This window comes from Chloroflexota bacterium, from assembly GCA_023475225.1.
Classification (GTDB): domain Bacteria; phylum Chloroflexota; class UBA6077; order FW602-bin22; family JAMCVK01; genus JAMCVK01.
Window position 1 is genome coordinate 1 of the sequence record JAMCVK010000050.1, and the last position, 26,039, is coordinate 26,039.

Here is a 26,039-nt window from a genome sequence, read left to right on the forward strand (position 1 = left end):
AATCTTAGCCAGAACCACCGCTCGCTTGTTCTCCTTCTTGCTCAACGTCACCATCTCCGTATTCATACTTTAATGGTGACATATTCACTGAACAGTTAACAGGTGACAGAATCATAGACCATTCACACCCGCACACGCTGCGTTTGACTTTGGGGTGATTGTATGTTATATTTGTTAACGTAATTCTGTAAAATGCGAGGTGATGAACACATTTCTAAAGATCTGCGGACTAATGAAAAGATTAGGTCCAGAGAAGTCCGTTTGATCGGGGAAGCTGGTGAGCAATTGGGTGTGCTCCCATTGGCAGAGGCCTTACGGATAGCCCAGACACATAATCTAGATCTGGTCGAGGTAGCTCCTGGCGCTATCCCGCCCGTTTGTCGCTTACTCGATTATGGCAAATTCAAGTACGAACAGACCAAGAAGGAGCGGGAAGCGCGGAAGAATCAGAAGATGGCTGTGCTAAAGGAGGTTCGGCTTACCCCTAGAGCCGGCGAGCACGACCTCCAATTTAAAACACGTACCATCAAGCGATTTTTGCAGAGCGGTGACAAGGTTAAAATCACCGTAAGGTTTAAAGGACGCGAGATGGCTCACCCCCAACTTGGGCGACAGGTCTTAGATACAGTGACAGGGTATTTGAAGGGAATCGCGGCCATCGAGCGTATGCCGATGATGGAGGGGCGAACAATGACGATGATTCTTGGCCCTGTTGCTACGACCAAGGTCCAAGTTCCCCGTGTTGATGCACAGACAGCCGAAGCAGTAGTTTAAATAGCCGCGTTAGAATTCTCCTTCTATCTTTAGGCGACGGCCGCAGCGGTTTATCACGACCCCAGACGGTGTGAATGGGGTGGTCTAGCATTTAAGTGAAGAGGAGTCCCCCTCGTTCAGGGGATATTGTGTTGAGCCACTGACCAGGGTTGGTCGGTGGCTTGCCTTGTGCACGTCAGTAGCGTACCCCCTCACCAGGTGAGGGGTTATGGATTATTTTGGTTTATAGGATGAATAATATCTTGAGGGGAATATAATGCCTAAGATGAAAACACATAAGGGTACGGCCAAGCGTTTCGCCTTGACCGGTACCGCTAAGCTTATACGTGCCAGGAGTAATAAGAGTCATCTCCGCCGGAAAAAAACGGGTCGCACCAAGCGCGAATTTGATGAGATGTTCTCTGTGAGTACGCCAGACAGGCGTCGTATCAAGCGCCTGTTGCCCTACGGTGTTTAAGGAATACCCAGGGATAGCGAGGAGGTATCACCATTGCCAAGGGTAAAGAGGGGAGTAACTGCCCGCAAGCGCCATAAAAAGGTTCTTCAACTGACGAAGGGACATCGAGCGACGAAGCATTCCCTTTTTCGACGGGCACACGAATCTATGTTAAAGTCATTGACCTACGCTTATCGGGATCGACGAGCCCGCAAGGGGGATATGCGCCGCTTATGGGTCTCGCGGATCAATGCGGCGGCTAGGCTGTTAGGTTTAACATATAGTAAGATGATGCATGGGCTTCAGGTAGCCGGCGTGGCGGTGGATCGCAAAATTTTGGCCGATTTGGCGATTAAGGATAAAGGGGCCTTTGCTCGCCTTGCTGCGGTAGCAAGGGAGAATTTGGAACCAGCCACTTAAATCTGTGATCACCAGCGTCAGCAATGAAAGGGTTAAATGGGTCCGCTCGCTTTACCGGGGAGAGGTGCGGAGGCGCGAGAGGTGTTTCGTCGTTGAGGGTGTTCGACTTGTCGAGGAAACCTTTCAGGCCGGAATAACACCAGTAGCACTTTTCTTTAACAGGGAATTATTGGCGAGAACAGCACGAGGCCGCAACTTACTGGAGATCACCGAAACAGGCACTGGCCTGGAGGTGTCGGAGCGAGTTCTCCATGCTATTGCGGGTACAGTCGCTCCGCAGGGTATCGTGGCTGTATTACCTTTCCCTGCCTCCCATAGGGTCAAGGAAGACCTGGGAACCTTGGTGCTGGTTATCGATGGATTGCATGATGCGGGGAATTTGGGCACAATCCTCCGGTCAGCCCTGGCAGCTGACGTCCGAACCGTCATCCTTACGGCTGATACGGTCGATGTCTATAGCCCAAAGGTGGTCAGAGCAGCGATGGGTGCCCATTTCCACCTGGGGTTGTTGGTCGACTGGGAGTGGGAACAGATCGCTACACTATTATGCGGATGGACGCTCTTAGTGACCAGCGCCCAAGGGGGGAGACCTTATTATGAAGTAGATTGGGCGCAGCCTACGGCTATGGTTATCGGCAGCGAGGCTGAAGGTGTTAGTGCGGAGGCATTGCGGCATGCCCATGGATCGGTACACATACCGATGGCTGGACAGGTGGAGTCGCTGAATGCGGCGGTGGCAGCAAGCATTATCTTGTTTGAAGCCTACCGCCAGCAATCGAAGCAAAAACAGAATAGAGAGGCTGTGACGAAGAGGGTAGACGGTAAGGCCGGGCAGGGAGAGCGGATCATCGACTGAAAGTTCGCTTACGTGACCTCCGTTGAAGTTCACTTCTGAGCCGACAGTTGAACAGTCTCTGGTGCCCAGCCGCTGGCGCCAAGACTGAGTAGGCTGCTCTGGAGGCTCACCATTATCGAGCAGTACACGCAGTACACAATGAGCGGATCCGGTCGTCTGGAGAGCAAGCGCTATATCCAGGTGGGGGATCAAGCAGGGTGGTACCACGGAGTAAGAGGGCTGTCACTCCGTCCCTGATGGAGTAACAGCCGTTTTCATTTTCAGCTATTTGCGTGGGGTGATTCTATGTTAGATGAGCTAATATCGCTCAAGGAACGAGCCCTGGCTGATTTGGCCCGTGTCAGCGAAGCGAGCCAGGCTGAGGCGTGGCGAATAACTTATCTCGGTAAGAGAAGCCGCCTAACCGGAATATTGCGCTCCCTGGGATCCCTGCCGGCGGCTGAACGCCCCAGGGTTGGTCAGGCGGCCAATGCCTTGAGGGCAGAATTAGAGCAAGAATTGAGGGGAAGGTTAGATCAACTCGAGGAAGTGGCACGGGCTAAGGCAGTGCTTGCCGAACGAATTGATGTAACCTTGCCGGGACGTCCGGTCCAACTCGGTCAAATCCATCCGATCACCCGTATCATCCAGGAAATCTGCGCTGTATTCGTCCAAATGGGCTTTCAGATCGTCGAGGGGCCGGAGGTGGAATGGGATTACTATAACTTTGAGGCGTTGAATATCCCTAAAGACCATCCAGCCCGGGACATGTGGGATACCTTCTATATCGCTGCAGAGGTCCGGCCTGGGGAGATGCTCTTGCGCACTCATACGTCACCGAACCAAATTCGGGTTATGGAGAAGACAAGACCACCGGTGCGGGTGATCGTGCCGGGCAAATGCTATCGCTATGAGGCGGTAGACGCCTCCCACGAAAGCATGTTTTATCAAATAGAGGGATTGGCTGTTGACACCGCCCTCACCATGGCCGATTTGAAAGGGACGCTCACCACTTTTGCCCGCGCCATCTTCGGCGAAGAGCGGCGTGTTCGCTTTCGCTGCGACTACTTCCCCTTCGTCGAACCTGGGGTGGAGATGTCTATTGATTGTTATCTATGCCAGGGAGCCGGCTGTCGCCTCTGTAAACAATCGGGCTGGTTAGAGATCTTGGGAGCGGGCATGGTTCATCCAGGGGTATTGGAAAGGGTTGGTTACGATTCTAAGACGTATAGCGGCTTTGCTTTTGGAATGGGACCGGAGCGAATAGCCATGCTGAAGTATGGCATAGACGATATACGTCTATTCTATAGCAACGACCTCCGCTTCTTGCGGCAATTCAGATAGGAGGGGGGCAATGAAGATCTCCTGGAAATGGTTAAGCGACTATATAGACCTTGTACTTACTCCTGAGGAGCTAGCCGAACGGTTGACAATGTCTGGAACTGAGGTGGCTGCGGTGACCCGCTTGGGTGCCACCTGGGATAAGATTTACGTTGGCCGCATCGTTGAGTTGGTACCGCATCCTAATGCCGATCGCTTGCAGCTGGCCACGGTGGATTATGGTGGGCGAAGTCTCACCGTGGTAACGGGAGCGTTTAATATTAAGGTTGGTGATAAAGTGCCCCTGGCCTTGCCCGGCGCGAAATTAATCGATGGGCATTCGGCGGAGTATCGCCAGCTCATCTTAGAGCCAACCAGCATTCGTGGCATCTTCTCCGAAGGTATGGTCTGTTCGGGGAAGGAGCTGGGACTATCCGAAGATCACGAGGGGATCCTCATTCTTGATCCTCAAGCCAAAGTTGGGGCTGAACTCAGCGAAGAGCTGGGCGATATCATCCTCGATTTGGAGATCACCCCCAATCGTCCCGACTGTTTGTCGGTGATCGGGATTGCCCGAGAGGTAGCTGCCCTGACGGGGCAAAGTCTACAGGAGCCTAGAGTGGAGATAAGGGAGACGTTAGGGCCCATAGAGGGGTTCGTCAATGTTGAGATCGCCGATCCGGACCTGTGCCCACGTTATGTGGCCGGTCTGATCGCTGAAGTTCATATCGCCCCTTCTCCTCGGTGGATGCAGGATCGTTTGCGGGCAGCAGGGCTAAGACCGATAAACAACATCGTCGACATCACCAATTACGTTATGTTGGAATGGGGACAACCTCTCCATGCTTTCGACTATGAGAAGATCGCTGGGAACAAGATCATTGTCAGAAGGGCCAAGACAGCAGAGCAGTTGGTGACTTTGGATGGTGTAGAGCACCTGTTGACTGCGGAGATGTTGGTCATTGCTGACGCTGAGCGGGCAATAGCCCTGGCCGGCGTAATGGGTGGAGCCGATACTGAGGTTACCGAGAAGACCTCAACCATCTTATTAGAATCAGCCAACTTCGATCCGCTGAGTATCAGACGAACTGCACGATCCCTGCGCCTGTCGAGCGAGGCTTCCAGACGTTTCGAAAAAGGACTATCCCGAGAGCAGCCTTTGCCGGCCTTGCGCCGTGCCATCCAACTAATGCAACAGTTGGCCGGGGGTCAGGTAGCTAAGGGTGTTATAGACAGCTATCCCGCTAAATCTGCACCCAAACAGATTCTACTCACAGAGGATGAGATAAGGCGCATCCTTGGACTCAGCTTCGGTTTGGAACGTACCGCAGCAATTCTGCATTCCCTTCAGTGTGAGACCAGCGTACAAGGACAGGGGCTACTTGTTACAGTGCCGAGTCATCGTACCGACATCTCTCTGCCGGCCGATCTGATCGAGGACGTGGCGCGCATAGTCGGCTACGAGGCTATCCCAAGCGTGATGCCTGCCGGTCGTTTGCCAGACCCATCCCAGAACAGAGCGCTATATTGGGAAAACGTTGTACGTGATGTACTGGTTGGCTGTGGCTTTACGGAAGTGATCACCTATTCCCTAACCAGTCGGAGGCGCTTGGAGAAACTTGTCCCCACCGAGCCAGCGAAGATGGCGGTCCCGGAATGGATGACCGATTTACGCTCTCAGATCGAGAGCAGGGTAATGCCGCTGCATATGGAGCCGCTGTCCTTAGTTAATCCTTTGAGTATAGAGATGGAATGCCTCCGTACGACAGCGATAGTCAGTCTCCTGGAGACTTTGAGCGATAACTTGCGCAATATCGACAGAGATATATTCCTTTTTGAGGTTGGCCGTATCTATCTGCCCCGCCCTGCTGATTTGCCCGAGGAAAGACGTGTACTTACTATGGTCATGGGTGCTTACCGCTCCGGACGGGATTGGGGCACACGCGAGGAGATAGACTTCTATGATCTGAAGGGAGCCGTTGAGACACTTTTGAGCCGAGTGGGCCTGACTGATTACGGATTTGTTCCAGTCATCCAGCCCACGTTTCACCCTGGGCGGACAGCTGCGATCATATCGTCATGGGGAGATGTCGCCTCAACGAGGAGCATAGAAGAACACCAGGTGATAGGTGTTCTGGGAGAGGTGAGTCAGGAGGTACAGCGAAGATTTGATCTCTCACAACGTACTTTCCTCTGTGGGATCGATTTGGATCGTGTGTTTGCCATTGCTTCTCCCATGCGGATGTATCGACCACTGCCCAAGTTCCCACCGGTAGTGCAAGATGTAGCCATCGTCCTGGATCGAGATATTCCGGCGGGACGTGTTGCCGCGCTTATCAGCGAGGTTGGCGGCGAACTGGTGCAGGACGTCGGACTATTCGACGTTTATGAGGGCGAGCCGATCCCTCCAGGTAGGAAGAGCCTGGCTTACCGAATCACATATCAAGCGAGCGATCGGACGCTTACTGATGAGGAGGTAAAGACGGTACATGAACGGATCGAGAGAGCGCTGATTAAGAATCTTGGGGCAGAGCTGCGAGCCCCATCGTAGGGATCCAGTGCACCATGGATGAGCGAACACTGGAAATATTAGAGTTTCCTAAAATTAAAGGCTTATTGGCGCGGCACACCTCCTTCTCAGCGAGCCGTGAGCTGGCCCTTCATTTGCACCCATCCACCGACCTCGTGCTGATCGAGCGTTGGCAAAGGTTGACCGGAGAGGCTCGCTACATCTTAAATCTACAGACCGATTTGCCAATCGGCGAAGCGCGCGATGTGAGAGAGCACATACGCCGTGCCTCGCTAAGCGGCGTCCTTACCCCGGCTGAACTTCTGGATATATTGGCTACTTTACGGAGTAGCCGACGAGTGCGGATGACGATCAGCAGGTTGTCTCTTAGATGCCCCACCTTGGCAGCCTTGGCCGCGCTACTGACGGATTGCCCCGCTTTAGAAGGTGAGATAAGTAGATCGATCGGTGAGAAGGGCGAGGTCCTTGACGAGGCGACGCCATTGTTACGGCAGATTCGGGCTGAGCTGAGAATTGCCCACGAGCAGGTTATACAAAGGCTGAACCAGCTTCTCCACTCTCCGAGCTATCAGCAGGTCATCCAGGAGCCAATCATCACCTCGCGGGATGGTCGTTATGTTATCCCGATCAAGACTGATTTCAAAGGGCGATTAAAAGGCATCGTCCATGATCAATCGTCCAGCGGTTTAACCCTTTTCGTTGAGCCACTCTCAGTCGTGGATCTCAATAATCGCTGTCGAGAGTTGTACCTAGAGGAGCAAAGAGAGATTGAGCGTGTCCTACGGCGCCTATCCGAACATGTGGCGGCTCACTCCCCCGCTTTAGAGGGTAATGTGGAGGCCTTGGCCGAGATCGACTTAGCTCTGGCTAAGGCCGAATATAGTGTTGAGATCGGGGGTGTTGAGCCGAAATTTATCCCTGGGGAAGCCAAGGATAGTCGGATAGCCTGCCAGCTTAGCAATGCGCGGCATCCTCTTTTGACCGGGACAGTGATTCCTATCACTGTGCGCCTGGGCGGGGATTTCAACGTGCTCGTCATTACCGGCCCTAATACAGGAGGGAAGACCGTCGCTTTGAAGACGGTCGGTTTGCTCGCTATTATGGCCCAGGCCGGGATGCATATCCCGGTGGATGAGGGGTCGCAGCTGCGCATATTTAACCACATTTTTGCTGACATCGGTGATGAGCAGAGCATTGAGCAAAGTCTTTCCACCTTCTCCTCACATATGACACATATCATCGCTATCTTACAACAATGCGACAGCAATTCCCTGGTGCTGCTAGATGAGATAGGAGCAGGCACTGATCCAGCCGAGGGGTCGGCTTTGGCCAGGGCGATACTTTCCTATTTGCTCAAATGTGGCTCGTTCACGATTGCTACTACGCACTATTCGGAGCTGAAGTCCTTCGCTCATGTCACACCTGGAGTCGAGAACGCCTGTGTAGAATTTGACCTAGAAACACTTGCTCCCACCTACCATCTGACTATTGGGCTTCCTGGTCGTAGCAATGCTTTGGCTATAGCGATGCGGCTTGGTCTGGCCCAGGGGGTGATCGAAGCAGCCAGGAGCTTTGTTAATCCAAGCGAGGCTCAGGTGGAGAGTCTGCTGGCAGAGATCCAAGGCGAGCACCACATGGCGAAAGCAGAGACCGAGGCCGCACGGACAGCCCTGAGAGAGGCAGAGAGGCTCCGTCAGGACCTCCTGGCCCAATTGGCATGTCTTGAAGAGGAGCGGACGAGAATCATCGATCAGGCCCGATCAGAGGCGATGGCTGAAATTCAGGAGGTCAGGGCCCATCTTCGTCTGATATTATCCTCCGCGGAACATCCCTCCAGGCAGGAGGCCTCCCTTGCTTTAGAAGAGGCGAAGCGTCTACAGAAGGGGTTAGAGTCCCGCCCACAGCCTAAAGTAATGGAGCAAACAGAGGGTGCGAAGGCATGGCAAAAGGGTGATAGAGTACGCGTGCGAAATCTAGGTAGGATTGGCGAACTGGTCTCAGAGATTGACGATGAGGGTAAGGTTACAGTGAGATTGGGGAGTTTCCATCTCCGCGTCTTGCCCTCCGATTTGGAGAGGGCAGCAGCGATGAGCGAGATGGTGGATAGCCACCCGTTGACTAAGAGGCTCATCATTGAGACGAAGCGAGAAGCGCCGTCACCCAAGCTCGATCTGCGTCGCTGGCATATAGACCAGGCGAAGGCTGAGCTTGAAAAATATCTTAACGATGCCTTCGTGGCTGGCTTGCCTCTCATACGTATCATTCATGGTAAAGGTACGGGGGCCTTGCGCCAGGCGGTGCGCGGGCAATTGACGGGGCATCCTTTAGTGAAAGATTTCACTTCCGCCAGTCCTCGTGAAGGTGGTGATGGAGTAACTATCGTCACCCTAGCCGATTATTGAAGATGGATCGCCACGCAGCCCTATTAAGCCGGGGCATTTGGAGAGCAGGGAGTGTTTCTGGAGGCGTTACGGTAGCCCTTGTCAGCTGGTTGGCGCTATGCTATATTGGGCTGGAATTTTTAAGGAGAGGTACCTATGCCTCAGGGGCTGGAAACGATCCTTCAGATAGTTGCGGCTATGATTGGCGCCTATATAACCGCCCTCTGGTTTTGCCTAGTTGTCTGGACCTTTCGCGATATACAAAAGCGAACCAATGACGTTCTGGTTCAGGTCCTGGCGACCCTCCTTGTTCTTCTCTTCAATCTTCCCGGGCTATTGCTATATATCATCCTGCGACCATCAGAGACGTTGGTGGAGGCCTACGCTCGATCAGTCGAGGAAGAAGCGCTGCTACAGAATATCGAAGAGCGGCAATCCTGTCCCCAGTGTAAGCGTCACGTTGAGCCCGATTTCCTGATCTGCCCTGCTTGTCAAACGGAGCTGAAGCGTCTTTGTACGAACTGCGGGCGACTGCTTGATCTCAGCTGGAAGGTCTGCCCCTATTGTGCTGGACGGTGAAGGCTCAATGGCTGTAGGCCGATTCTTCCCCTATCACGTGGACCTTAAGTAGATTGGTGCGCCCCATGCCTCCTAGAGGCACGCCGGCAGTGATAACGGTGAGGTCGCCTTCTGCCACAAGCCCCTCGGAGACGGCTGCAACAACGGCGTTGCGAATCAGCAGGTCCGTGGCCTCAAACTGAGTCACAGTCAGCGGTTCGACCCCCCAGACGAGGGCTAAGCGCCGTTGGGTGTGTAGATTAGGTGTAACAGCGATGATCGGGGTCTTGGGACGATTACGCGCCACCATGCGAGCAGTATAGCCAGACTCCGTCATCGTAATGATGGCCTTCGCACCGAGCTCAGCGGCGATCTCCACCGTAGCCTGGCTGATAGCGTCCGTCACTGTTTCTGCTACGGTGTCACCGACCATTTTCAGCCTCTCCGCAAAGGGAAAGACCTCCTCGGTTTTGGTCGCTATTGTGGCCATCATTTGGACAGCGAGAATGGGGAATTTGCCCAGCGCTGTCTCCGCGCTCAACATAACAGCGTCTGTGCCATCAAGGATGGCATTGGCCACATCGCTTGCTTCGGCGCGGGTGGGTCGGGGTTGTTCAGTCATCGAACTGAGCATTTGGGTCGCGGTGATGACCGGCTTGCCGGCTTGATTACATTCTCGAATGATCATCTTTTGGAGAAGGGGTACCTCTTCAGGGGCGGTCTCCACCCCCAGATCGCCACGGGCCACCATAACTGCATCAGCCGCAGCAAGAATCTCCTTGAAGTTCCTGATCGCTTCATGCTTCTCTATCTTGGCCACGATGGGGATATCGGCTCCTAAAGTGGAAAGATGGTCGCGGAGCTGGGCTATATCAGAAGCGGAGCGGACAAAGCTAAGGGCGATGTAGTCTACGCCCTGTTCAACGCCAAAGCGCACATCCTGGCAGTCCTTATCAGTGAGGGCGGGGATACTCAGGCTCACGTCAGGCAGGTTTATTCCCTTGTGGGGCCCTAGCGGCCCGCCATTTACCACCGAACAGCGTATGTCAGTATTCGTTGTCTCGATCACCTTAAGCTCCAACTGTCCATCGTCGATGAGGATAGTATCGCCAGTCTTGACGTGCTTGGGGAGATGCGGGGCTGCGACCTGTACAGCTGTGGCGTCGCCCGGCACCGGACGGGTAGTCAAAGTGAACTCGGCACCGTTGTCTAAGACTACCAAGGGTTGTTGAAGGTCGCCAGTACGGAGGCGTGGTCCTTGCAGGTCCTGAAGTATGGCCACGATGCGTCCTTCTTCGCCGGCCAGACGACGAATCAGGGTGATATTACGGGCGTGTGTCGCCAGGTCACCGTGAGAGAAGTTAAGCCTGGCCACATCCATGCCAGAACGAATGAGCTGCCGGAGGACATCCTCGGATTGCGAGGAGGGTCCGATGGTGCATACGATCTTGGTACGCTGTTTGAAAGAAAGCATTGTAGACCTCTCAGCGGACGATATATAGTATGACTATCACTGAGATCAACCATAAGGCTACGTCTATCAGCAATGGTTTATCCTTCAGTAACATTTCCTCCGGACTACCGCCAGCATTCTTGATATGGACAAGGTAAAGGTAGCGAAAAGCGCCGTACAGTACGAAAGGAATGGTGAGCATCATTGAGTTATCCTTGGGAAGGTTCTCGGCAGAGAAGGTGTATAAAGAGTAGGCCATCAGTGTTGAGGCCGTGACGATGGTGATTATCTGATCCAGCAGCTGGGGGCTGTACTCCTGCAGGATCGGGCGATGGTTCACAGCGGCGTTATTCAAAAGGATCAGCTCGTGTCGTCGTTTGCTGAAGCCGAGAAAGAGAGCCCCTAACACGGTGCAGACATAAAGCCAGGGAGAGATAGGCACATGGATGACGACGGCTCCAGCGGCCGCCCGTAGAACAAAACCGACCGCGATGGCTAAGACATCAACCAGGACCAGATGTTTGAGCACGAAGCTATAACCGAGCATCAGTCCTAAATAGATCGCCGCGATCAGTCCAAACCATAGGTCCAGAACAAAGGCGGAAGACAATGTCAGGAGGATGAGGATCAAGGCGGTGGTGGCCGCGGTGCGGGGGCTGAGCCGACCGGAAGCCAAAGGGCGGTGGCGCTTAAGGGGGTGGGCCCGATCCTGTTCAAGGTCGGCCAGGTCGTTGGTGATATACACGGCGCTCGATAGTCCACAGAAAATGATAAAAGCGGCCACGGTGGTGAGAAGCAGGCTGGGCTTGGAAAGGTTGAGAGAGAAGATAAGGCCAAAGAAGATGATGAGGTTTTTGGTCCATTGCTTAATCCGCATAGTTAGCAGCAATTCCTTAAGCATAGAAGACACCCCTAACATTATGGCTCGTCAAATATAGTCCAAAGACTGGGATAGGTCAATTACCTGTTGGCTGGATTTTCAAAGGATATAGACATCTCACCATTACTCCGCAGCTGCGGCTGTCTGTGGCGATAGTGCAGTGCCTCTGGGCAGAGACGCGGGTACTATGGTGCCTTGCTTGGCATCAAAATGATGATCTTTGTATATATACACTACTTAGTCACAAATTTGGGGCGTGGGGGGTTGACGCCGCCGCAAGGCTGGGCTATAATCCTGCCAACTTCTTAAAGGGTGACCTAGACGCTTTCCCCGGGTATTCTCAGCCAATGTGGCAGGGGAGGTGCCGTAATCGCCAGGCTATCTATAGCAGCAGACATAGTGGCGAATGCCCCGTCTGCGGTAGGGTACACGCTGGCTGTTGACTCCGTCGTTGCTCTCGTTCCACCACGTTACTTCTCACATATATTGGTGGTCATTGTCGCTGTGCTCATCACCATGGTGGGAGGACTCCAACGTTCGACCAGCCCCTTTGGCTCGCTGTCCCTCGCCCAGATGGCCAGCCTTCCTTCGGCCTTCATCGATCCTTCCTCTAAGGCGGAAGAGGCCTTAGTCAGGCCGCCCTCGCTGGTTACCAGCCTGGTTAATCGTCCGCGAGAGAAGATCATTACCCACAAGGTACAGTCCGGCGAGACGCTCAGCGGTCTGGCGGAACAGTATTCCATCACTGTCAACACAATTAGATGGGCCAATGGGTTAGGGGATGGTGATGAGCTCTCCGTTGGACAGGAGCTCGTCATTTTGCCTGTTTCAGGCGTCCTGCACACCGTGCAGCCGGCGGAAACCATAGAGGAGATCTCCTGGAAATACGAGGCGAGCGTCCAAAGCATCATCGAGTATAACCAGTTGACGAATCCGGGGCAGCTGCTGCCGAATGACAAGCTGGTGATTCCTGGGGGGCGTCCTCGGGAGGAACCCCGACCACAGCCATCGGCTCGCTCTGATCAACGTCCAGCGGACAGCACTGCGCCGGCTGCCGAAGCGGTCAAACAACCGTTGCAGCCCTTTGCCTACGAGGTCGTACCTGGGGACACGCTGAGCGCCATCGCGGCTAAGTTTGGGGTGGGCGCCGAAAGTATAGTTTGGGCCAATGGTATCAGTCAAGCGGATGTCTTGCAGATTGGGCAGAAGCTGACCATTCCCCCCGTTTCTGGTGTTTTACATAAGGTGCAAAGTGGTGAGACTCTGAGGGGCATCGTGGATAGGTATGGGGCGGATATGGGTCGCGTGGTCGAGGCGAATGTCCTTCAGGAACCCTATCTCTTGCTTCCGGGACAGCAGCTGGTCATTCCTGGTGGGCGAATGCCTGCTCCACCGCCACCTGCCCCAGCCGTGGCTGCTAGGCCAGCCCCTGCTGCCGCGCCAAAGCCTCCTCCACCGCCGGCTCCTGCCCCAGCCCCAGCACCGTCCAATGGGGAGTGGAACATCGTGGCCATCGCCTCCAAGTTCCTTGGCTATAGCTATGTCTGGGGTGGACATTCCCCGAATGTCGGCTTCGATTGCAGCGGGTTCGCCTGGTACGTTTACAAACAGGCTGGCGTCAATATCCCTATGCACGACCTCTGGGGACAGCTACAAGCCGGCCCGCGCATTAAGCAGGCGAACCTCCTGCCAGGTGATCTCGTCTTCTTCGAGAACACGTATACCTGGGGACTTTCCCACGTGGGTATCTACATCGGTGGGGGACGCTTCATTAACGCCAATAATGAGCGGACCGGTGTTCGTGTAAATAGTCTCGGTGAAGCCTACTGGGCCGCTCGTTACTACGGGGCCAGTCGCCCCTGGTAGACCTTGATAACAATTGCGAAATCACCTACAGGGTTAGGCACAATTTGCCTACTACACCACCGGCAAGTAGCAGAACCACGAAAGTCCGAATGTAGTAAAAAGCGTAACGGCGAACTGCGCCTACCGATGTATGGTAAAGTCGACACACCGTCGGTGGCGCGCTGTACTCGCCCAACACCGCCGCTTCGTAGGGGCAGTGGTCCAGTGAGCGACCATAACCGCTGAAGGGCACTTGCCAGCAGAGGATGCGGCGGACTTCGCCAACGAGGGGAACGTTATACGCAACGTTCGCTAAAAAGAGGTATAATTATCTATGCCAACAGCGTTAAAGGTTGGTCGATTTCGATTTTTCTTTTTCAACAATGAGGGTAGTGAAGCTGTACATATTCACGTTGAATCAGATGATAAATATGCTAAGTTCTGGCTTGAGCCTGTACAGCTTGCAAAATCAATAGGGTATGGTGCAAAGGAATTGAACGAAATAAGGAAGTTAGTTTTAGAAAATGTAAACTTTTTTAAGGAGAAATGGTGTGAGCACTTTGGTAGCTAAAACCTCGGATGCGATGGCATCCGATGTATGGTTTGACGCTGATATGATGTATATTCGTCTTTTGGATGGGAGAGAAATTGGTGTCCCTCTTGAGTGGTTTCCCAAATTGCGTGATGCAACTAATGAACACAGAAAAAGATGGCGGCTGATTGGTAGAGGTGTTGGGATACACTGGGACGAATTAGACGAAGATATTTCGGTAAACGCATTATTAAAATGATAGTGAACACTGCGTATAAACTAAAGTAAAAGACTTCGTTTCGCTTCGTCTGAATCCGCGTGCGGTGGACTTCTTTTACATCTACTATTATTTGTGCGGTGCGCTTCACCTGAGCGGCAGCTGCATCTAAATGTTGCAGCGAAGGGTCACGATGCGTCGTGGTGGTACGGTGAAGACGATCTCGGCTGGCCCCGCCGTTTCGATCCTCCTCGGTTCGCTTTCATCAAGACGAACAAGATAGACCTCCTTAAACGGTTTGTAAAGACTGAGGCGTCCTTCCTTGTCTCTATCACTGATGTTAAAAAGGCGTATGATCAAACCGTCTCCATCTTCAGTCTTCTTCAAGCAGCTAAGGATGAGCCCATCGCCCTCCAGCCTCAGGAAGCTCAACTCGGTGGGTAGAGTACCATTGTGATATGGCGTGGCCACAGCCAGTAACGGTACCTTATGTTCCTCGGCTGATTGGTAAACGCGGGCACCCTCCCAATCCCCGCAATGTAAGCGGATGGCGTACTCGAATTCATGTTCGCCCAGGCACTGGGCGCCGGGCGTAGGGCAGCCCGGACCGGCGTGTCCCGGGCGGGTCAGGAGATCGTCACGTGAGAGCCAGCCAACGCTGCGGAGCAGGGTTAGGGCGATCGTTATCCCTTCGTCGGTCTGGATAGCCTCGTACTCAGGAAGTCCCGTGCTGAGGACGGCCAAGCCCACCTGACCATCGCTGACGTCAACGAAGGAGGCATGGTGATTAGTTCGGCTGGGAGGCTCCGCCCAGCCTCGACCGGCCGGCGGTCGCATCTTCCTCGCCACCACGGCAAAATGTCCGGCCGCTTGAACTGCATCAGCCATAATACCCGATGAGAAAAGTACCCTCAGGCGGTGGTTCCTGGCCCGATTGTGCACCCTGGTGTGAAAGTCGATGCGATCCACCTTGGGATAGAGGCTAACCTCGCTGATGATGGGACAATCCACTAGGTGGTCGCTGCGCCGGGATCGATCGGCAGATATCCCCTCTGGCAGTCTCAGGTTCAAGCTGATGCTCAGAGCCCTTCGCCCTGGACCGCCGGTCAGCAAGTGCACTTCGGCTACCTGGTGGCGATTGGTGATGACCTGGTGCTTAGGAGCCGGAGAGTAATTGTATTCATCGCCAGCATCTTCGGCGTCCTCGAAGAGGTGCAGCCCGCTAAGAGCATATCCGCTGCGCTTGTCCTCTACCTGCAAGGTGCCATCGCTGTTGGCGCTCACGACGTAAAATTCGTTCTCGATATAAGGCGGTAGGCTCTCCAATTCATCCGGCTTGAACTTCCCTTGGCCGCCAGGGTCACGCCGGAGCACGTAGGTCTTATAGCCAAGGGCGGGCACGTTCTCAACCACAAAAGACAGATCCAGGCGCTCGATGGGAGGGGAATCCTGGGATGGCCGGTATGATTTTCGGTTCAGCACTTGGCAGGGCAGGCGTTTTCCGGAGTGGTCGAGGACTATCCAGGAGCCTGGGGCAGGGCCTCCTGTGGGCAGCTCAACCTGGGCAAGGACCACGTCGCTACGCCTCCATGCGAGCGGATTGAACACTATCAGTCCGATTTCGCCCTGTGGTAACTCATTCGTATCTATGCGGGAGGCCAAGTAGTTTAGGCTCTCCTGGCGCAAGGTGGTAGCCATCTGTTGGGCCTGAGCAAAGCGGTTCATCATCTCGGCGTACACCTGATCAACGACACAACCACAGATACTGTCGTGGGGATGGTTCTGTAGGACCAGTTTCCAGGCGTGCCGGAGGAGAGCTTCCGGATATGGTGCCCCTTCAAGCCAGGCCAGGGCAGAGAAGGGCTCCGCCCACCTCTCCAGCAAGGTCTGTGTGCGCTCGTTCTCCTGTTTCAGGTTCATGCGAGTGCTAAGGACCCCGCCTAGGAGAGGCGCATAGCGCGCTGCCCTCAGCTCTCCCCGTTTCTGTTGCCACCCGACCGCTTGTGGCCTCACCCTATCTAAGAAATCTGTGTAAGTTCCCAGCGTGACCTGGGTGTTTTCCAGATGCTGGTTGAGATAATCGACGAGCTCTGGCAAGTGGGGTTGGGGTGCGAGGTGGTCGCAGCCATTGTTGAAGAGAAGAAAAGGCGTACGCGCGTATCTGGCCAGGTGATCGATCAGGCAACGTGCTTGGTCGAGGGCCATCTTCTGATCAGGTGAGGTCTCGGTGGGATCGCTGAGGACCGAGGGATAGCCTAAATTGGCGGCGTTACAATAGCCACCCAACTGATGGATGGCCAGCACAGTCGTCCCATCCGGAGCGGCCCAATGGAACTCTGTACCCAACCATTCGCCTTCGTCTCCCAGCCCCCGGGTGAAGATGACGTTATCTATGCCGAACCCCTGGAGTATTTGGGGCAGCTGGGCGATGTGTCCAAAGGGATCGGGGAGATAACCGACCTTCATCGTTTCACCAAACTGCCCGGCTATCCTGTGTCCCAATAACAGGTTACGGATCAGAGACTCGCCGCTGACCAGGAACTCATCGGGCATAGCGTACCAGGGTCCGATCTGTAAACGGCCAGTCTGGACGAGCTGGCGGATCTCCCCTTCTTTCTCCGGCCGTATTTCCAGATAATCTTCTAAAATGATGCTCTGTCCATCGAGGACGAAGGCTTGGAAACGAGGATCAGAATCCAAAAGGGACAGAAGGCCGTCCATGAGACGCACGAGCTTGAGGCGAAACTGTTGAAAGGGTAGGTACCACTCTCGGTCCCAATGGACGTGGGGAACCAGGATGACCTGGAATTTCGGTGCTCTTCCTTCCATCGTTTCTTTTAGCCAGGCAAACAGCCGGCCGACTGCCGTAAGTCTCGTGGTTGGCGGATAAAGCTGTTCTCGCTCAGAGACGGGGTTTACAGATGATCTCTTTTACTTTTAGATCAAAGAAGTGCTGTGTATGAGCGGGCTTGATGACCAGGGCGGTATCGGCCCCGCGTCCTGTTCCGCCGATGGCGATGACCTCCTCGTCGGTGCGCACCAATCCGGCATCGGCGGCCATCAAGACGATCTCGCAAGCCACCTTCGTTCCCTCACCGAAGATGCGCAGCGCGTTGGCTATCAGTTCCTCCAGCTCATACGTATGGAACTTCTTGCGCACGGCCCTGCCGATCCCGCCAAAGGCGTGCAGGCAGGTCAGGACCTGGACGCCATTCTTGATCATAGCCTGTCTCTTTTCCTCAGGAACCTCCTGTTGGTTTGGTTCCCGGAATCCGGTACAGTGAGTTACTACGACCAGTTTCAGTCCCTTAAACACCTCAGTGGCGGCCAGTCCAGTGTCTCCGAACGTGGTCGCCACAACGATAGTCTTTATACCGAGCTCGCTGGCCCGTTGCCTGGCCAAGCGCAAACATTCCGCTGTATTCTGAGGGCCGGTTTTTTCGAAGTAGGTGATCTCAGCCATTTCCCCTTCCTATGGAAATAAGTCCCCGAAGTGCCCTCTTAAGCATACTCATAAAGAGGAACTGTCCCTGCCGGAAGGGTCGTCGTTCGCAATAACGTTTCAATCCGACGTGCCGTTTCTGGCTTTAGAAGTACGTCTCCACAAACTGAACAAACCTCTGCTGGGACGTGGTCAATAACAACCACTTGACCATGATAGCGTACAGTGTGCACAATCTGCCGCTCCTCATATTCACCAGGGCAACCCTCAATACTGCATTTCATCTCAATTGCCTCCTTTGTGTGGGTGTTACCCACTTTGGCGGTCTAGGTTCATAGACCGTAATGATAATAAGCGCTGGCCGCGCTGTCGTACACACGATGTGTAGAGGACGGGTGGCACGGGTAAGACCATTGAGCAGACAGCATGCTCCTCGGCGGTGCTCGGGGTAGTTCTCCAAAATTTGGCCTGTAGCAATAGCTTCTAGGGCTTCATCAAGTGTAATATCCTCTCCAACCATTTCTTGCTGAGCGTGTTGGGTAATACGAATGTTCTCGACCACAGCCTGAGCACGTATTCGCTCTAGCATCACCTCCAAATTGCTAACATCAAATTCACTCATTCTACCGGTGCCTCCTTCAACAAAGGGGCATTTCAGCTAACGTTTCCAGCATATACGACTTTGCGAGCCAAGGGAGCAATATCCCAAAGGGCAAGGGCGGTAGCCCGCAGCGTATATGCTGTGTTAGGCGAAGACATTTTACCTACAATTGTACCCTTTGTTCATGCGTTTTAATACTCAACAATCTTTCAATTTCTCTTCGCATATTGTAATTATCCGAAGGGTTGCCCCTATGAATCGAATTTGACAACCCAATTAGATTCCTTGAGGCTTCTATGACTGCACTTCGTTTTAGCACAAGCTTAAGAAATTCAAAAAAATGTACCACCTTAATAATATGAGTTCTTGCAATTAGTAGACTTGCCTGCTGACGTAATACTCTCGATGCTTCGTCCATATCATCGGGTTTACCAGTCCCAGGATTAGAATATCGATTTGCATAAAGTATTAAAGAATAGATGGTCAAGTCCCACCGCTCCTGTAAAATCATCGGTGGTTACGGTTTAGGCTGCGGTGCGTGCCTCTTTTGGTTTCGATAATGTGCCTACAGCCTCCATTTTGTTGCGACGTTCCAGATACTCTTGGTGAAGTTGTTCTCGCAATAGAGTCAGCCGCGTCCGGTCGAGTTCTGTCATCCTGACCCTGCGCCACCGCTGATTGGCCCGCATTAACGATGCGTAGCACAACTTGAGACAACTCTTCTCGTCAAAGAACCTCGGGATCGTCTTCGTTCTCCGTTGCTCCTCCTCTATCGCTCGCTCTGCTAGGTTCGTCGTTCGAATGTACTTGTGATGATCCGGCGGGCAGCGCAGGTAAGCTATGCAAGCCTCGAAGTCATCTAGGAAGATAACCATCGCCGACGGATACGTCGCCTGCCACTTCTTCACCACCGCATCAGCTACCAAACGCGGTGATGTCCTACAACACCTGTAAAAATGAATGGCGTTACAGTATCCTGGTGGTGCTGCTAAAACCGCAGCCCTTGGAAGGGCAGAAAGGAGACCGCAATACCATGCATAGAATGCCACCATCACGGCGTATTGGGACTTGACCAACAGCCCCAGATTCGATTTTAATGGTTGGTCGGGGTGGGCAGACTTGAACTGCCGACCTCATGGTCCCAAACCATGCGCGCTAACCAACTGCGCTACACCCCGCCGTTCATAGTATAACCAGCTGCGGTTTCAGCGTCAAGGCGAATGGGACTGGCTTTGGGTTGCGGGGTAGTGCATGGCCATGCTAACATGCTCCTCGATTGAAGGAGCTTCAGTATGGTCTTCCGTGATTTGCACGAATTCATCTCTTTCCTGGAAAGTAAGGGGCAATTGCGGCGAATCAAAACCCCTGTGCGTTGCGAGCTGGAGATCACCGAGATCACCGCTCGTCTGACTAAGCAGAATGGGCCCGCTCTCCTTTTCGAGAACGTCATCGGTTATGACATCCCCGTTTTGACCAACATCTTCGGCTCTCCCCAGCGACTGGCCTGGGGGCTGGGCGTGGACAATTTGGATGCTCTGACCGATAAAATGAGGGGGCCGCTGAGCTACATCAGTGGGCCTTTTCCCTCATCGCTACTCGACAAGCTACGGGCTCTGGGAGATCTCGCCCAGCTCTCCTCCTACGGGCCCAAAATGGTCAGTTCTGCCCCCTGCCAGGACGTTGTGCTGCTGGCCGATGCTTCTTTGGACGAACTCCCTGTCCTGAAGTGCTGGCCGCAGGATGCGGGACGGTTCATCACTCTGCCCCTGGTTATAACGGCCGATCCAGAGACCGGACGGCGCAATATGGGCATGTATCGTCTTCAGGTCTATGATGGGCGGACGACGGGTATACATTGGCATCGGACCAAAGGTGGGGCCGAACATTATCGCCGTAGCGAGCAAAAGAGACGTCGCTTTGAGGTGGCCGTAGCGTTGGGGGCGGATCCAGCAACGATCTATGCGGCTACCGCCCCTCTTCCCCCAGGGATAGATGAACTCCTCTTCGCTGGATTCCTGCGGGGTGAGGCTGTAGAGATGGTCAAATGTAAAGTGTTGGACCTAGAGGTTCCGGCCCAGGCGGAGATCATCCTGGAGGGATACGTCGATCCAGGCGAGCGGCGAACGGAGGGTCCTTTCGGGGATCACACGGGATACTATTCGCCGGCTGCCGAGTATCCTGTGTTTCATCTCCTTTGCCTCACCCATCGTCACCAGCCGATTTATCCGGCTACCATTGTGGGGAAACCACCAATGGAGGACGCCCATCTGGGCAAGGCGACGGAAAGGTTGTTCTTGCCCTTGCTTCAGATGATGCTGCCGGAGATGGTCGACCTGAATCTGCCGGTGGAAGGGGTGTTCCAGAATCTAGCCATCGTCTCCATCAAGAAAGAGTATGCGGGCCAGGCGAAGAAGGTTATCTGTGCCCTCTGGGGAATGATGCAAATGATGCTGACGAAGATCATCATCGTGGTGGATCACTATGTCAACGTGCATGATCTCTCGGAAGTCATTTGGCGTGTAACCGGCAACATTGATCCGCGCCGTGATCTATTGATCATCGATGGACCACTCGATGACCTCGATCACGCCTCGCCCCTACCCCAATTTGGGAGTAAGTTGGGCATCGATGCGACAGCTAAGTGGCCAGAGGAGGGACATCCACGGGTATGGCCTCTGGAGATAAGTATGGATGAGGAGACCAAAAGATTGGTAGATAGTCGATGGGGGGAATACGAGATTTGAGGGAATCCCGGGTGACGGCCACTGGCCTTAGCGCTAAAATGTCGCTTCTACTGGAAGCGGTGAAGTTTGAACACACCATCTTCGCTCTGCCGTTCGCCTACTTGGGGATGACCTTAGCAGCAGGCGGGCTACCCACTTGGCATCAGTTCTGGTGGATCACTATGGCTATGGTGGGGGCGAGAACGCTGGCTATGAGCAGCAATAGAATAATCGATCGTGAATTTGATGCGGCTAACCCCCGCACCGCCCAGCGGGCCCTTCCCAGAGGCTTGCTCTCGTTCTACGAGATGCTGGCTCTCGGCCTGGCCTCAGCGGCTTTGCTTATCGTCGCCGCCTGGCAACTGAATGATCTTTGCCTCAAGCTCAGCCCATTGGCCATAGCCATAGTGGTGGGATACTCCTATACGAAGCGCTTCACCTGGGCTTCGCACTTCATCTTGGGGATGGCTGATGCCCTGGCACCGCTGGGTGGTTGGTTGGGAGTGAGGGGTACGCTGGATTGGCCAGCCTTGCTTCTCGGCTTCGCCGTCGCTACCTGGATAGCCGGTTTTGACCTGCTTTATGCCTGCCAGGATGTCGATTTCGATCACAAGGCTGGACTCTGGTCCGTGCCGGCTCAGTTTGGTGTCGCCATCGCCCTGAGGCTGTCAACGGCCTTGCACGTCCTCACCTCCGCAGCATTGTTAGCTGTAGGGTTAATGCTCTCCCTCGGCCTAATATACTTTCTGGGCTGGCTCATTGCGACGGCCCTTTTGCTCTATGAGCATCGCCTGGTATCGCCCGACGATCTTTCTCGGCTCGATGTGGCCTTTTTCAACGTCAATGGCTACATCGCTATCTGTGTCTTCGCCTTTACCCTCGTTTCCCTCTGGTTGAGGTAGCTCAAGGGGAAGTTTCTGGATGGACTTGATACTCAAGGAGGAAAGATTGAAAGAAGGTAAATCAACGGTCTCTGTCATCATAGCCTTGGGGCTCCTTCTCGCCTCTGGTGGCATCCTTCTTGGCTGCGCTCCCAGCGGCGGTGAGGACATAAATCTAAAGATTGGGATGTTGCCCATCGTTGATAGTTTGCCCTTCTACGTGGCCGAGAAGGAAGGCTATTACCGGGCCCATAATGTGGCCGTGGAACTGGTTCCCTTTGCCAGTGCCCTTGAGCGTGATGCGGCGCTACAGGCTGGTCAGATTGATGGACAGCTCAACGACCTTATCTCTTCAGCCCTGTTTAATCGAGAGCGGGATCAGGCTCGCATCGTTTTAGTCACGTTCAGAGGAAGTAGACAGCAGGCGATGATCTCCATCCTCGCCGCCGGAGATAGTCCCATCAAGTCAGCCGCTGACCTGCGTCAGGCGGAGATCGCCATCTCCAAGAACTCGGTGATCGACTACGTCACTGATCAGCTGCTTCTCTCCGCCGGACTTAAGCCGGGTGAGGTGAAGAGAGTAGAGGTGAGTAAGATTCCCCTCCGCCTGGAGATGCTTATCAACAAGCAAGTAGCCGCGGCAGCGCTGCCAGAGCCCTTCACCACGCTAGCTCGTCAACAAGGGGCGAGGGTGATCCTCGATGACGGTGAATCACAGATAGGACAGAGCGTTCTCACCTTTCGACAAGAGGTCCTGAAAAAGAGGCCGGATGTGGTCAAGCGTCTGATTCAGGCCCAGCAGGAGGCTGTGCGCCAGGTGAATGCTGATCCGGAAAAATATCGTGAGCTGCTCGTGGAGAAGGCCAAGGTACCACCAGCGGTTAAGACCATATATCAGATACCCCGCTTCCCTCTGGCCAGCGTGCCAACGCGGAGCGAAATAGCACGGGCCACAGATTGGATGGTCGAAAAGGGATTATTGTCCCGCTCCCTTGCTTACGAAGATATGGTCAACGATAAACTCCTATCCAAATGATTGAGATCAAGCAACTCAGCTTCGCTTATTTCCCTAAGGTCCCCCTTTTCGAGGATTTCAACTGGTCGGTGCAGCAGGGCGAGGCCTGGGCGGTGATCGGTCCTTCTGGTTGTGGGAAAACCACCCTCCTCTATCTCATCGCTGGCTTGCGCTCCCCGAACGGCGGTTCTATCGTGGTTGATGGGTATCGGGTGATACAACCACGGGCATCTACTGGGTTGATTCTGCAAGACTATGGTTTGCTGCCCTGGGCCACGGCAGCGGAAAATATCGCCCTGGGATTGAAGATCAGAAAGGCACCCCCCAGGATGTGGTCGGACCAAACGAGGGATTGGCTCCAAAGGCTGGGGCTTGAAGAGGTAGCCAAACAGTATCCAGCCCAACTATCCGGTGGGCAGCGCCAGCGGGTGGCCATCGCCCGTACGCTGGCCGTGAATCCGGATTTATTGCTTATGGATGAGCCATTTAGCTCCCTTGATGCCCTGACTCGTGAGAGCATGCAGGACCTGGTCATCGAACTGGGCATTGAGGGGAATCTGACCACAATCCTGGTTACTCATAATATCGAGGAGGCCGTCTTTCTTGGCCAGAAGATCTTGGTGCTCCCCCCACCCCCAATCCGTACGGCGAAGGTTATCAACAATCCTCAGGCCGGGGAGCTGGATTATCGGGGCCATCCCGAGTTCTATGCCAAATGTAATAAAGTACGTCTTGAAGTGGAGAGGATCAACGATGGCCAGAGGCGGTAAATTGGCTCTTTTTCTAGGTTTACTTTTGCTCATCTGGCATCTGATGGCCCTCGTGGTTGATCGTCCGATCTTGCCTGGACCGTGGACCGTCTTCGCTGCCTTCGTCCAGGCGTCCTTGAACGGTTTGGGATGGCATGCGCTGGTGAGCAGCTATCGTGTGGTGGTCAGCATTCTCTTGTCTGTCATCACAGCCGCCCCCCTTGGACTGGTTTTGGGTCAGGCTAAAAACTGGGATCGTCTCGTTTCACCATTTGTCTATCTGACTTATCCAGTTCCCAAGATCGTGTTACTGCCCATCGTTCTGCTCTTTCTGGGCATCGGCGACACCTCGAAGATTTTTCTCATCTGGCTTATCCTTTTCTATCAAGTTTTGGTTGTCGTGCGTGATGCTTCCAATGCGGTGCGGCCAGAGCTGGCCTATTCGGTGCGTTCCCTGGGAGCCAGGCGGGGCCAGTTGCTTCGTTACGTCTATTTTCCGGCCTGTCTACCGGCCATCCTGACGGCGCTGCGCGTTAGCATTGGTACGGCTATAGCCGTGCTATTTTTCACCGAGTCTGTAGCCACGAGCTCTGGCCTGGGCTATTACATCCTCGTGGAGGGTTGGGGGAGGCAGGCCTACGCCGAGATGTATGCCGGTGTCCTGGCCATGGGCTTATTAGGTTTAGTCATCTACCTATTGCTAGATGTTCTCCAGAGGGCCCTCTGTGGTTGGGTCGATGTCGGACGTTAAGGATCAATCCTTAGATCAACCATACGCTCAAGGTAAAGAGGCGTATGTGCGGGCGATGTTTGCCCGCATTGCGGCCTGCTACGATCTTATGAATACCTTGATAACCTTTGGCTATGATCAACGCTGGCGACGGTTGGCCGTGCAGATGGCGGCTATACCCAAGGGTGGGACAGTAATCGACGTGGGCACTGGCAGTGGCGAGCTATCCCTCGATCTGGCCCGCCATAGCCCGGCCGGACGGATTGTGGCTGTCGACTTCTGCGCAGACATTCTGGAACGGGCCCAGCGGAAGGCGATAGTCAGTGGATCGCAGCATAAAATCGTGTTCCAGATAGGGGATGCTTTGAACCTCCCCTTCTCTGCGGATGCGTTCGACGCTGCCATCAGCGGTTTTGTTGTGCGTAATCTAACGGACATCGCCCAGGGGTTTAGGGAGATGCGTCGCGTCATACGTCCGGGCGGGCGAGTGGTCTGCCTGGAGTTAACCAGACCTAAGGCCGGGATTTTCGCCTTCTTGTTCGGGTTATACCTTCATCGCCTGGTACCGATCCTGGGCCAGCTGGTCGCCGGTGATGGTTCAGCCTACACGTACTTACCACGTTCAATCATCACCTTCCCCCTCGCTGAGGAACTGGCTGATATAATGCGTGCGGTGGGCTTGAAAGAGGTCAGCTATAGGCTGCTGGCGGGAGGGGCCATCGCCATCCATGTGGGGATAAAATAGATGCGCTGATGTTTTGGAATCGTATTTCGGCTTTGCTCGCTGCTCCCGGAGTGATCATCCACGAGCTGGCTCATTACCTCTTTTGTCAGCTCGCTGGAGCACCCATTCATAAAGCTGTCTTCTTTCGTTTAGGCAATCCCGCGGGCTATGTTGTCCACGGTAGTCCCAGGCGCTTTCGGGGCCATTTTGCCATCGTTGTCGGCCCCCTATTGATCAACTCCGGCCTTGCCTTCATCCTTTTTCTTATTCTAGTCGCCATGTGGGGCGGGTTTGGTGCTACGGGCAACCCACCGAGCGGGCTATCACTCTGGCTATCACCTCTTCTGCTCTGGTGTGGCCTCTCCATCTCGCTGCATGCCTTACCCAGCCGTGCCGATGCCGCAAGCCTTTGGCAGATGACCAGGCATCAGCTACATCTGGGTAATCTATCGGCTATTTTGGGTTATCCGGTGGCCGGGGCCATCTACCTGGCTAACCTGCTCAAGTTTCTGCGCATCGACTGGGTTTACGCCGGGATCCTGCTCTGGCTGGCTATTGCCGCAGCCTTCCGTGTTCGCCCCTTTTGAGTCGTTCTATGCCGCTGATGGGATGACATTCCTCACTGACACCGTTGGCGATGGTGTAGCGGACGGTGGTTCGGCAACCCTGCTAGTGTCTGGTTATGGCGATAGGGAGCGAACCATCGTAAAGGTAGGGAAACGAGGGTGGTGCCTTGAGCGGTCGTCCTCTAAAACAATTACTTACTCTTCAGCCCAGCCTCGATGATTTCATCCACGGCGATCCACAAGGCCGCCAGGAAGGCAGCGATGGCGCAGAGAAGCAGTGTCGATGGGGCCGCGGCCAGGAACCTGGTGCCAGCCAACCCCTCCGCTACAGCCAATAGCGCAAAGATCAGCCCGATTAATGCGGCCACCCTTCCCACCCACAGATGAGTGGTCTCTCTTGGTTGCATTTCAGATACACCTCCTCAGA

26 protein-coding genes and 1 tRNA gene are annotated in these 26,039 nt (G+C 54.3%); 18 read left to right on the top strand and 9 right to left on the bottom strand.

Annotated features, from left to right (window positions below; translation table 11 throughout):
* The first annotated feature begins 261 nt into the window (after positions 1-261).
* From infC to M1136_12495, 8 genes are all read left to right on the top strand, one after another.
* Positions 262-774 carry a translation initiation factor IF-3 gene (gene infC, locus M1136_12460; protein MCL5076436.1) on the top strand — a complete coding sequence of 171 codons (513 nt, stop codon included), beginning with the start codon at positions 262-264 and terminating at the stop codon, positions 772-774.
* 256 nt (positions 775-1,030) lie between these two features.
* Positions 1,031-1,231, top strand: a complete 201-nt coding sequence (gene rpmI / locus M1136_12465; protein MCL5076437.1) for a 50S ribosomal protein L35 — start codon at positions 1,031-1,033, stop codon at positions 1,229-1,231.
* A gap of 33 nt (positions 1,232-1,264) precedes the next feature.
* Positions 1,265-1,630: a 50S ribosomal protein L20 gene (gene rplT / locus M1136_12470; GenBank protein ID MCL5076438.1), complete on the top strand. Its 366-nt coding sequence runs from the start codon at positions 1,265-1,267 to the stop codon at positions 1,628-1,630.
* Between the two features lie 64 nt (positions 1,631-1,694).
* A complete protein-coding gene (locus M1136_12475) occupies positions 1,695-2,486 on the top strand; it encodes an RNA methyltransferase (protein ID MCL5076439.1) in 792 nt (263 codons plus the stop codon).
* A 285-nt stretch (positions 2,487-2,771) separates the two neighbouring features.
* Positions 2,772-3,809, top strand: coding sequence for a phenylalanine--tRNA ligase subunit alpha (gene pheS, locus M1136_12480; protein MCL5076440.1), 1,038 nt, complete (start codon positions 2,772-2,774; stop codon positions 3,807-3,809).
* 10 nt (positions 3,810-3,819) lie between these two features.
* Positions 3,820-6,336 carry a phenylalanine--tRNA ligase subunit beta gene (gene pheT / locus M1136_12485; GenBank protein ID MCL5076441.1) on the top strand — a complete coding sequence of 839 codons (2,517 nt, stop codon included), beginning with the start codon at positions 3,820-3,822 and terminating at the stop codon, positions 6,334-6,336.
* Between the two features lie 14 nt (positions 6,337-6,350).
* A complete protein-coding gene (locus tag M1136_12490; protein MCL5076442.1) occupies positions 6,351-8,717 on the top strand; it encodes an endonuclease MutS2 in 2,367 nt (788 codons plus the stop codon).
* 135 nt (positions 8,718-8,852) lie between these two features.
* Positions 8,853-9,275, top strand: coding sequence for a zinc ribbon domain-containing protein (locus M1136_12495; protein ID MCL5076443.1), 423 nt, complete (start codon positions 8,853-8,855; stop codon positions 9,273-9,275).
* Between the two features lie 4 nt (positions 9,276-9,279).
* Here M1136_12495 and pyk read toward each other — a convergent pair whose 3' ends face one another.
* Complete coding sequence (gene pyk, locus M1136_12500) at positions 9,280-10,728, bottom strand: pyruvate kinase (protein MCL5076444.1); 1,449 nt, start codon at positions 10,726-10,728, stop codon at positions 9,280-9,282.
* Between the two features lie 10 nt (positions 10,729-10,738).
* Positions 10,739-11,608: a decaprenyl-phosphate phosphoribosyltransferase gene (locus tag M1136_12505; GenBank protein ID MCL5076445.1), complete on the bottom strand. Its 870-nt coding sequence runs from the start codon at positions 11,606-11,608 to the stop codon at positions 10,739-10,741.
* Positions 11,609-11,986: 378 nt separating this feature from the next.
* Between M1136_12505 and M1136_12510 the strand changes: the two genes are divergently transcribed.
* The 3 genes from M1136_12510 (at position 11,987) to M1136_12520 (ending at position 14,223) form a co-directional block, all read left to right on the top strand.
* On the top strand, positions 11,987-13,453 hold the full coding sequence (locus M1136_12510) for a LysM peptidoglycan-binding domain-containing protein (protein MCL5076446.1): 1,467 nt from the start codon (positions 11,987-11,989) through the stop codon (positions 13,451-13,453).
* A gap of 313 nt (positions 13,454-13,766) precedes the next feature.
* Positions 13,767-14,003 carry a DUF4160 domain-containing protein gene (locus tag M1136_12515; protein MCL5076447.1) on the top strand — a complete coding sequence of 79 codons (237 nt, stop codon included), beginning with the start codon at positions 13,767-13,769 and terminating at the stop codon, positions 14,001-14,003.
* Entirely contained in the window at positions 13,984-14,223 is a 240-nt protein-coding gene (locus M1136_12520) for a DUF2442 domain-containing protein (protein MCL5076448.1), read from the top strand. The genes M1136_12515 and M1136_12520 overlap by 20 nt, the downstream gene beginning before the upstream one ends.
* A gap of 126 nt (positions 14,224-14,349) precedes the next feature.
* Here M1136_12520 and M1136_12525 read toward each other — a convergent pair whose 3' ends face one another.
* From M1136_12525 to M1136_12550, 6 genes are all read right to left on the bottom strand, one after another.
* Positions 14,350-17,010 carry a glycosyl hydrolase-related protein gene (locus M1136_12525; protein ID MCL5076449.1) on the bottom strand — a complete coding sequence of 887 codons (2,661 nt, stop codon included), beginning with the start codon at positions 17,008-17,010 and terminating at the stop codon, positions 14,350-14,352.
* 73 nt (positions 17,011-17,083) lie between these two features.
* On the bottom strand, positions 17,084-17,644 hold the full coding sequence (locus tag M1136_12530; GenBank protein ID MCL5076450.1) for a hypothetical protein: 561 nt from the start codon (positions 17,642-17,644) through the stop codon (positions 17,084-17,086).
* Between the two features lie 38 nt (positions 17,645-17,682).
* Positions 17,683-17,907 carry a YgiT-type zinc finger protein gene (locus M1136_12535; protein MCL5076451.1) on the bottom strand — a complete coding sequence of 75 codons (225 nt, stop codon included), beginning with the start codon at positions 17,905-17,907 and terminating at the stop codon, positions 17,683-17,685.
* Positions 17,904-18,245 carry a DUF4258 domain-containing protein gene (locus M1136_12540; protein ID MCL5076452.1) on the bottom strand — a complete coding sequence of 114 codons (342 nt, stop codon included), beginning with the start codon at positions 18,243-18,245 and terminating at the stop codon, positions 17,904-17,906. Before M1136_12540 ends, M1136_12535 begins: the two co-directional genes overlap by 4 nt.
* 503 nt (positions 18,246-18,748) lie before the next feature.
* Positions 18,749-19,150 carry a transposase gene (locus M1136_12545; protein ID MCL5076453.1) on the bottom strand — a complete coding sequence of 134 codons (402 nt, stop codon included), beginning with the start codon at positions 19,148-19,150 and terminating at the stop codon, positions 18,749-18,751.
* A 175-nt stretch (positions 19,151-19,325) separates the two neighbouring features.
* Positions 19,326-19,402: transfer RNA gene (locus M1136_12550), tRNA-Pro, on the bottom strand.
* Between the two features lie 114 nt (positions 19,403-19,516).
* Here M1136_12550 and M1136_12555 point away from each other — a divergent pair.
* Genes M1136_12555 through M1136_12585 form a run of 7 tightly spaced genes read left to right on the top strand, consistent with a single transcriptional unit; the run spans position 19,517 to position 25,633 of the window.
* On the top strand, positions 19,517-20,968 hold the full coding sequence (locus M1136_12555) for a menaquinone biosynthesis decarboxylase (protein ID MCL5076454.1): 1,452 nt from the start codon (positions 19,517-19,519) through the stop codon (positions 20,966-20,968).
* Positions 20,969-21,006: 38 nt separating this feature from the next.
* Complete coding sequence (ubiA, locus tag M1136_12560; GenBank protein ID MCL5076455.1) at positions 21,007-21,849, top strand: putative 4-hydroxybenzoate polyprenyltransferase; 843 nt, start codon at positions 21,007-21,009, stop codon at positions 21,847-21,849.
* Between the two features lie 19 nt (positions 21,850-21,868).
* On the top strand, positions 21,869-22,864 hold the full coding sequence (locus M1136_12565) for a MetQ/NlpA family ABC transporter substrate-binding protein (GenBank protein ID MCL5076456.1): 996 nt from the start codon (positions 21,869-21,871) through the stop codon (positions 22,862-22,864).
* Positions 22,861-23,613, top strand: a complete 753-nt coding sequence (locus M1136_12570; protein ID MCL5076457.1) for an ABC transporter ATP-binding protein — start codon at positions 22,861-22,863, stop codon at positions 23,611-23,613. The genes M1136_12565 and M1136_12570 overlap by 4 nt, the downstream gene beginning before the upstream one ends.
* Positions 23,597-24,343 (top strand): ABC transporter permease, encoded by a 747-nt coding sequence (locus M1136_12575; protein MCL5076458.1) that lies wholly within the window; start codon positions 23,597-23,599, stop codon positions 24,341-24,343. The genes M1136_12570 and M1136_12575 overlap by 17 nt, the downstream gene beginning before the upstream one ends.
* Positions 24,318-25,067 (top strand): ubiquinone/menaquinone biosynthesis methyltransferase, encoded by a 750-nt coding sequence (locus tag M1136_12580; protein MCL5076459.1) that lies wholly within the window; start codon positions 24,318-24,320, stop codon positions 25,065-25,067. Before M1136_12575 ends, M1136_12580 begins: the two co-directional genes overlap by 26 nt.
* Before the next feature lie 8 nt (positions 25,068-25,075).
* Entirely contained in the window at positions 25,076-25,633 is a 558-nt protein-coding gene (locus tag M1136_12585; GenBank protein MCL5076460.1) for a metalloprotease family protein, read from the top strand.
* Positions 25,634-25,803: 170 nt separating this feature from the next.
* On the opposite strand, the gene M1136_12590 is transcribed toward M1136_12585, so the two are convergent.
* Entirely contained in the window at positions 25,804-26,019 is a 216-nt protein-coding gene (locus M1136_12590) for a hypothetical protein (GenBank protein ID MCL5076461.1), read from the bottom strand.
* Positions 26,020-26,039 lie beyond the last annotated feature (20 nt).

Excerpts from the sequence above, each read along its gene's own strand:
- M1136_12555 (MCL5076454.1), top strand. The coding sequence starts at position 19,517 with ATGGTCTTCCGTGATTTGCACGAATTCATCTCTTTCCTGGAAAGTAAG.
- rpmI (MCL5076437.1), top strand. The coding sequence starts at position 1,031 with ATGCCTAAGATGAAAACACATAAGGGTACGGCCAAGCGTTTCGCCTTG.
- M1136_12490 (MCL5076442.1), top strand. The coding sequence starts at position 6,351 with ATGGATGAGCGAACACTGGAAATATTAGAGTTTCCTAAAATTAAAGGC.
- M1136_12505 (MCL5076445.1), bottom strand. The coding sequence starts at position 11,608 with ATGCTTAAGGAATTGCTGCTAACTATGCGGATTAAGCAATGGACCAAA.
- M1136_12530 (MCL5076450.1), bottom strand. The coding sequence starts at position 17,644 with ATGGCTGAGATCACCTACTTCGAAAAAACCGGCCCTCAGAATACAGCG.
- M1136_12585 (MCL5076460.1), top strand. The coding sequence starts at position 25,076 with ATGTTTTGGAATCGTATTTCGGCTTTGCTCGCTGCTCCCGGAGTGATC.
- pyk (MCL5076444.1), bottom strand. The coding sequence starts at position 10,728 with ATGCTTTCTTTCAAACAGCGTACCAAGATCGTATGCACCATCGGACCC.
- M1136_12570 (MCL5076457.1), top strand. The coding sequence starts at position 22,861 with ATGATTGAGATCAAGCAACTCAGCTTCGCTTATTTCCCTAAGGTCCCC.
- M1136_12495 (MCL5076443.1), top strand. The coding sequence starts at position 8,853 with ATGCCTCAGGGGCTGGAAACGATCCTTCAGATAGTTGCGGCTATGATT.
- M1136_12590 (MCL5076461.1), bottom strand. The coding sequence starts at position 26,019 with ATGCAACCAAGAGAGACCACTCATCTGTGGGTGGGAAGGGTGGCCGCA.
- M1136_12565 (MCL5076456.1), top strand. The coding sequence starts at position 21,869 with ATGGACTTGATACTCAAGGAGGAAAGATTGAAAGAAGGTAAATCAACG.
- pheT (MCL5076441.1), top strand. The coding sequence starts at position 3,820 with ATGAAGATCTCCTGGAAATGGTTAAGCGACTATATAGACCTTGTACTT.
- M1136_12540 (MCL5076452.1), bottom strand. The coding sequence starts at position 18,245 with ATGAGTGAATTTGATGTTAGCAATTTGGAGGTGATGCTAGAGCGAATA.
- M1136_12535 (MCL5076451.1), bottom strand. The coding sequence starts at position 17,907 with ATGAAATGCAGTATTGAGGGTTGCCCTGGTGAATATGAGGAGCGGCAG.
- M1136_12525 (MCL5076449.1), bottom strand. The coding sequence starts at position 17,010 with ATGGAAGGAAGAGCACCGAAATTCCAGGTCATCCTGGTTCCCCACGTC.
- M1136_12575 (MCL5076458.1), top strand. The coding sequence starts at position 23,597 with ATGGCCAGAGGCGGTAAATTGGCTCTTTTTCTAGGTTTACTTTTGCTC.
- ubiA (MCL5076455.1), top strand. The coding sequence starts at position 21,007 with ATGTCGCTTCTACTGGAAGCGGTGAAGTTTGAACACACCATCTTCGCT.
- M1136_12515 (MCL5076447.1), top strand. The coding sequence starts at position 13,767 with ATGCCAACAGCGTTAAAGGTTGGTCGATTTCGATTTTTCTTTTTCAAC.
- pheS (MCL5076440.1), top strand. The coding sequence starts at position 2,772 with ATGTTAGATGAGCTAATATCGCTCAAGGAACGAGCCCTGGCTGATTTG.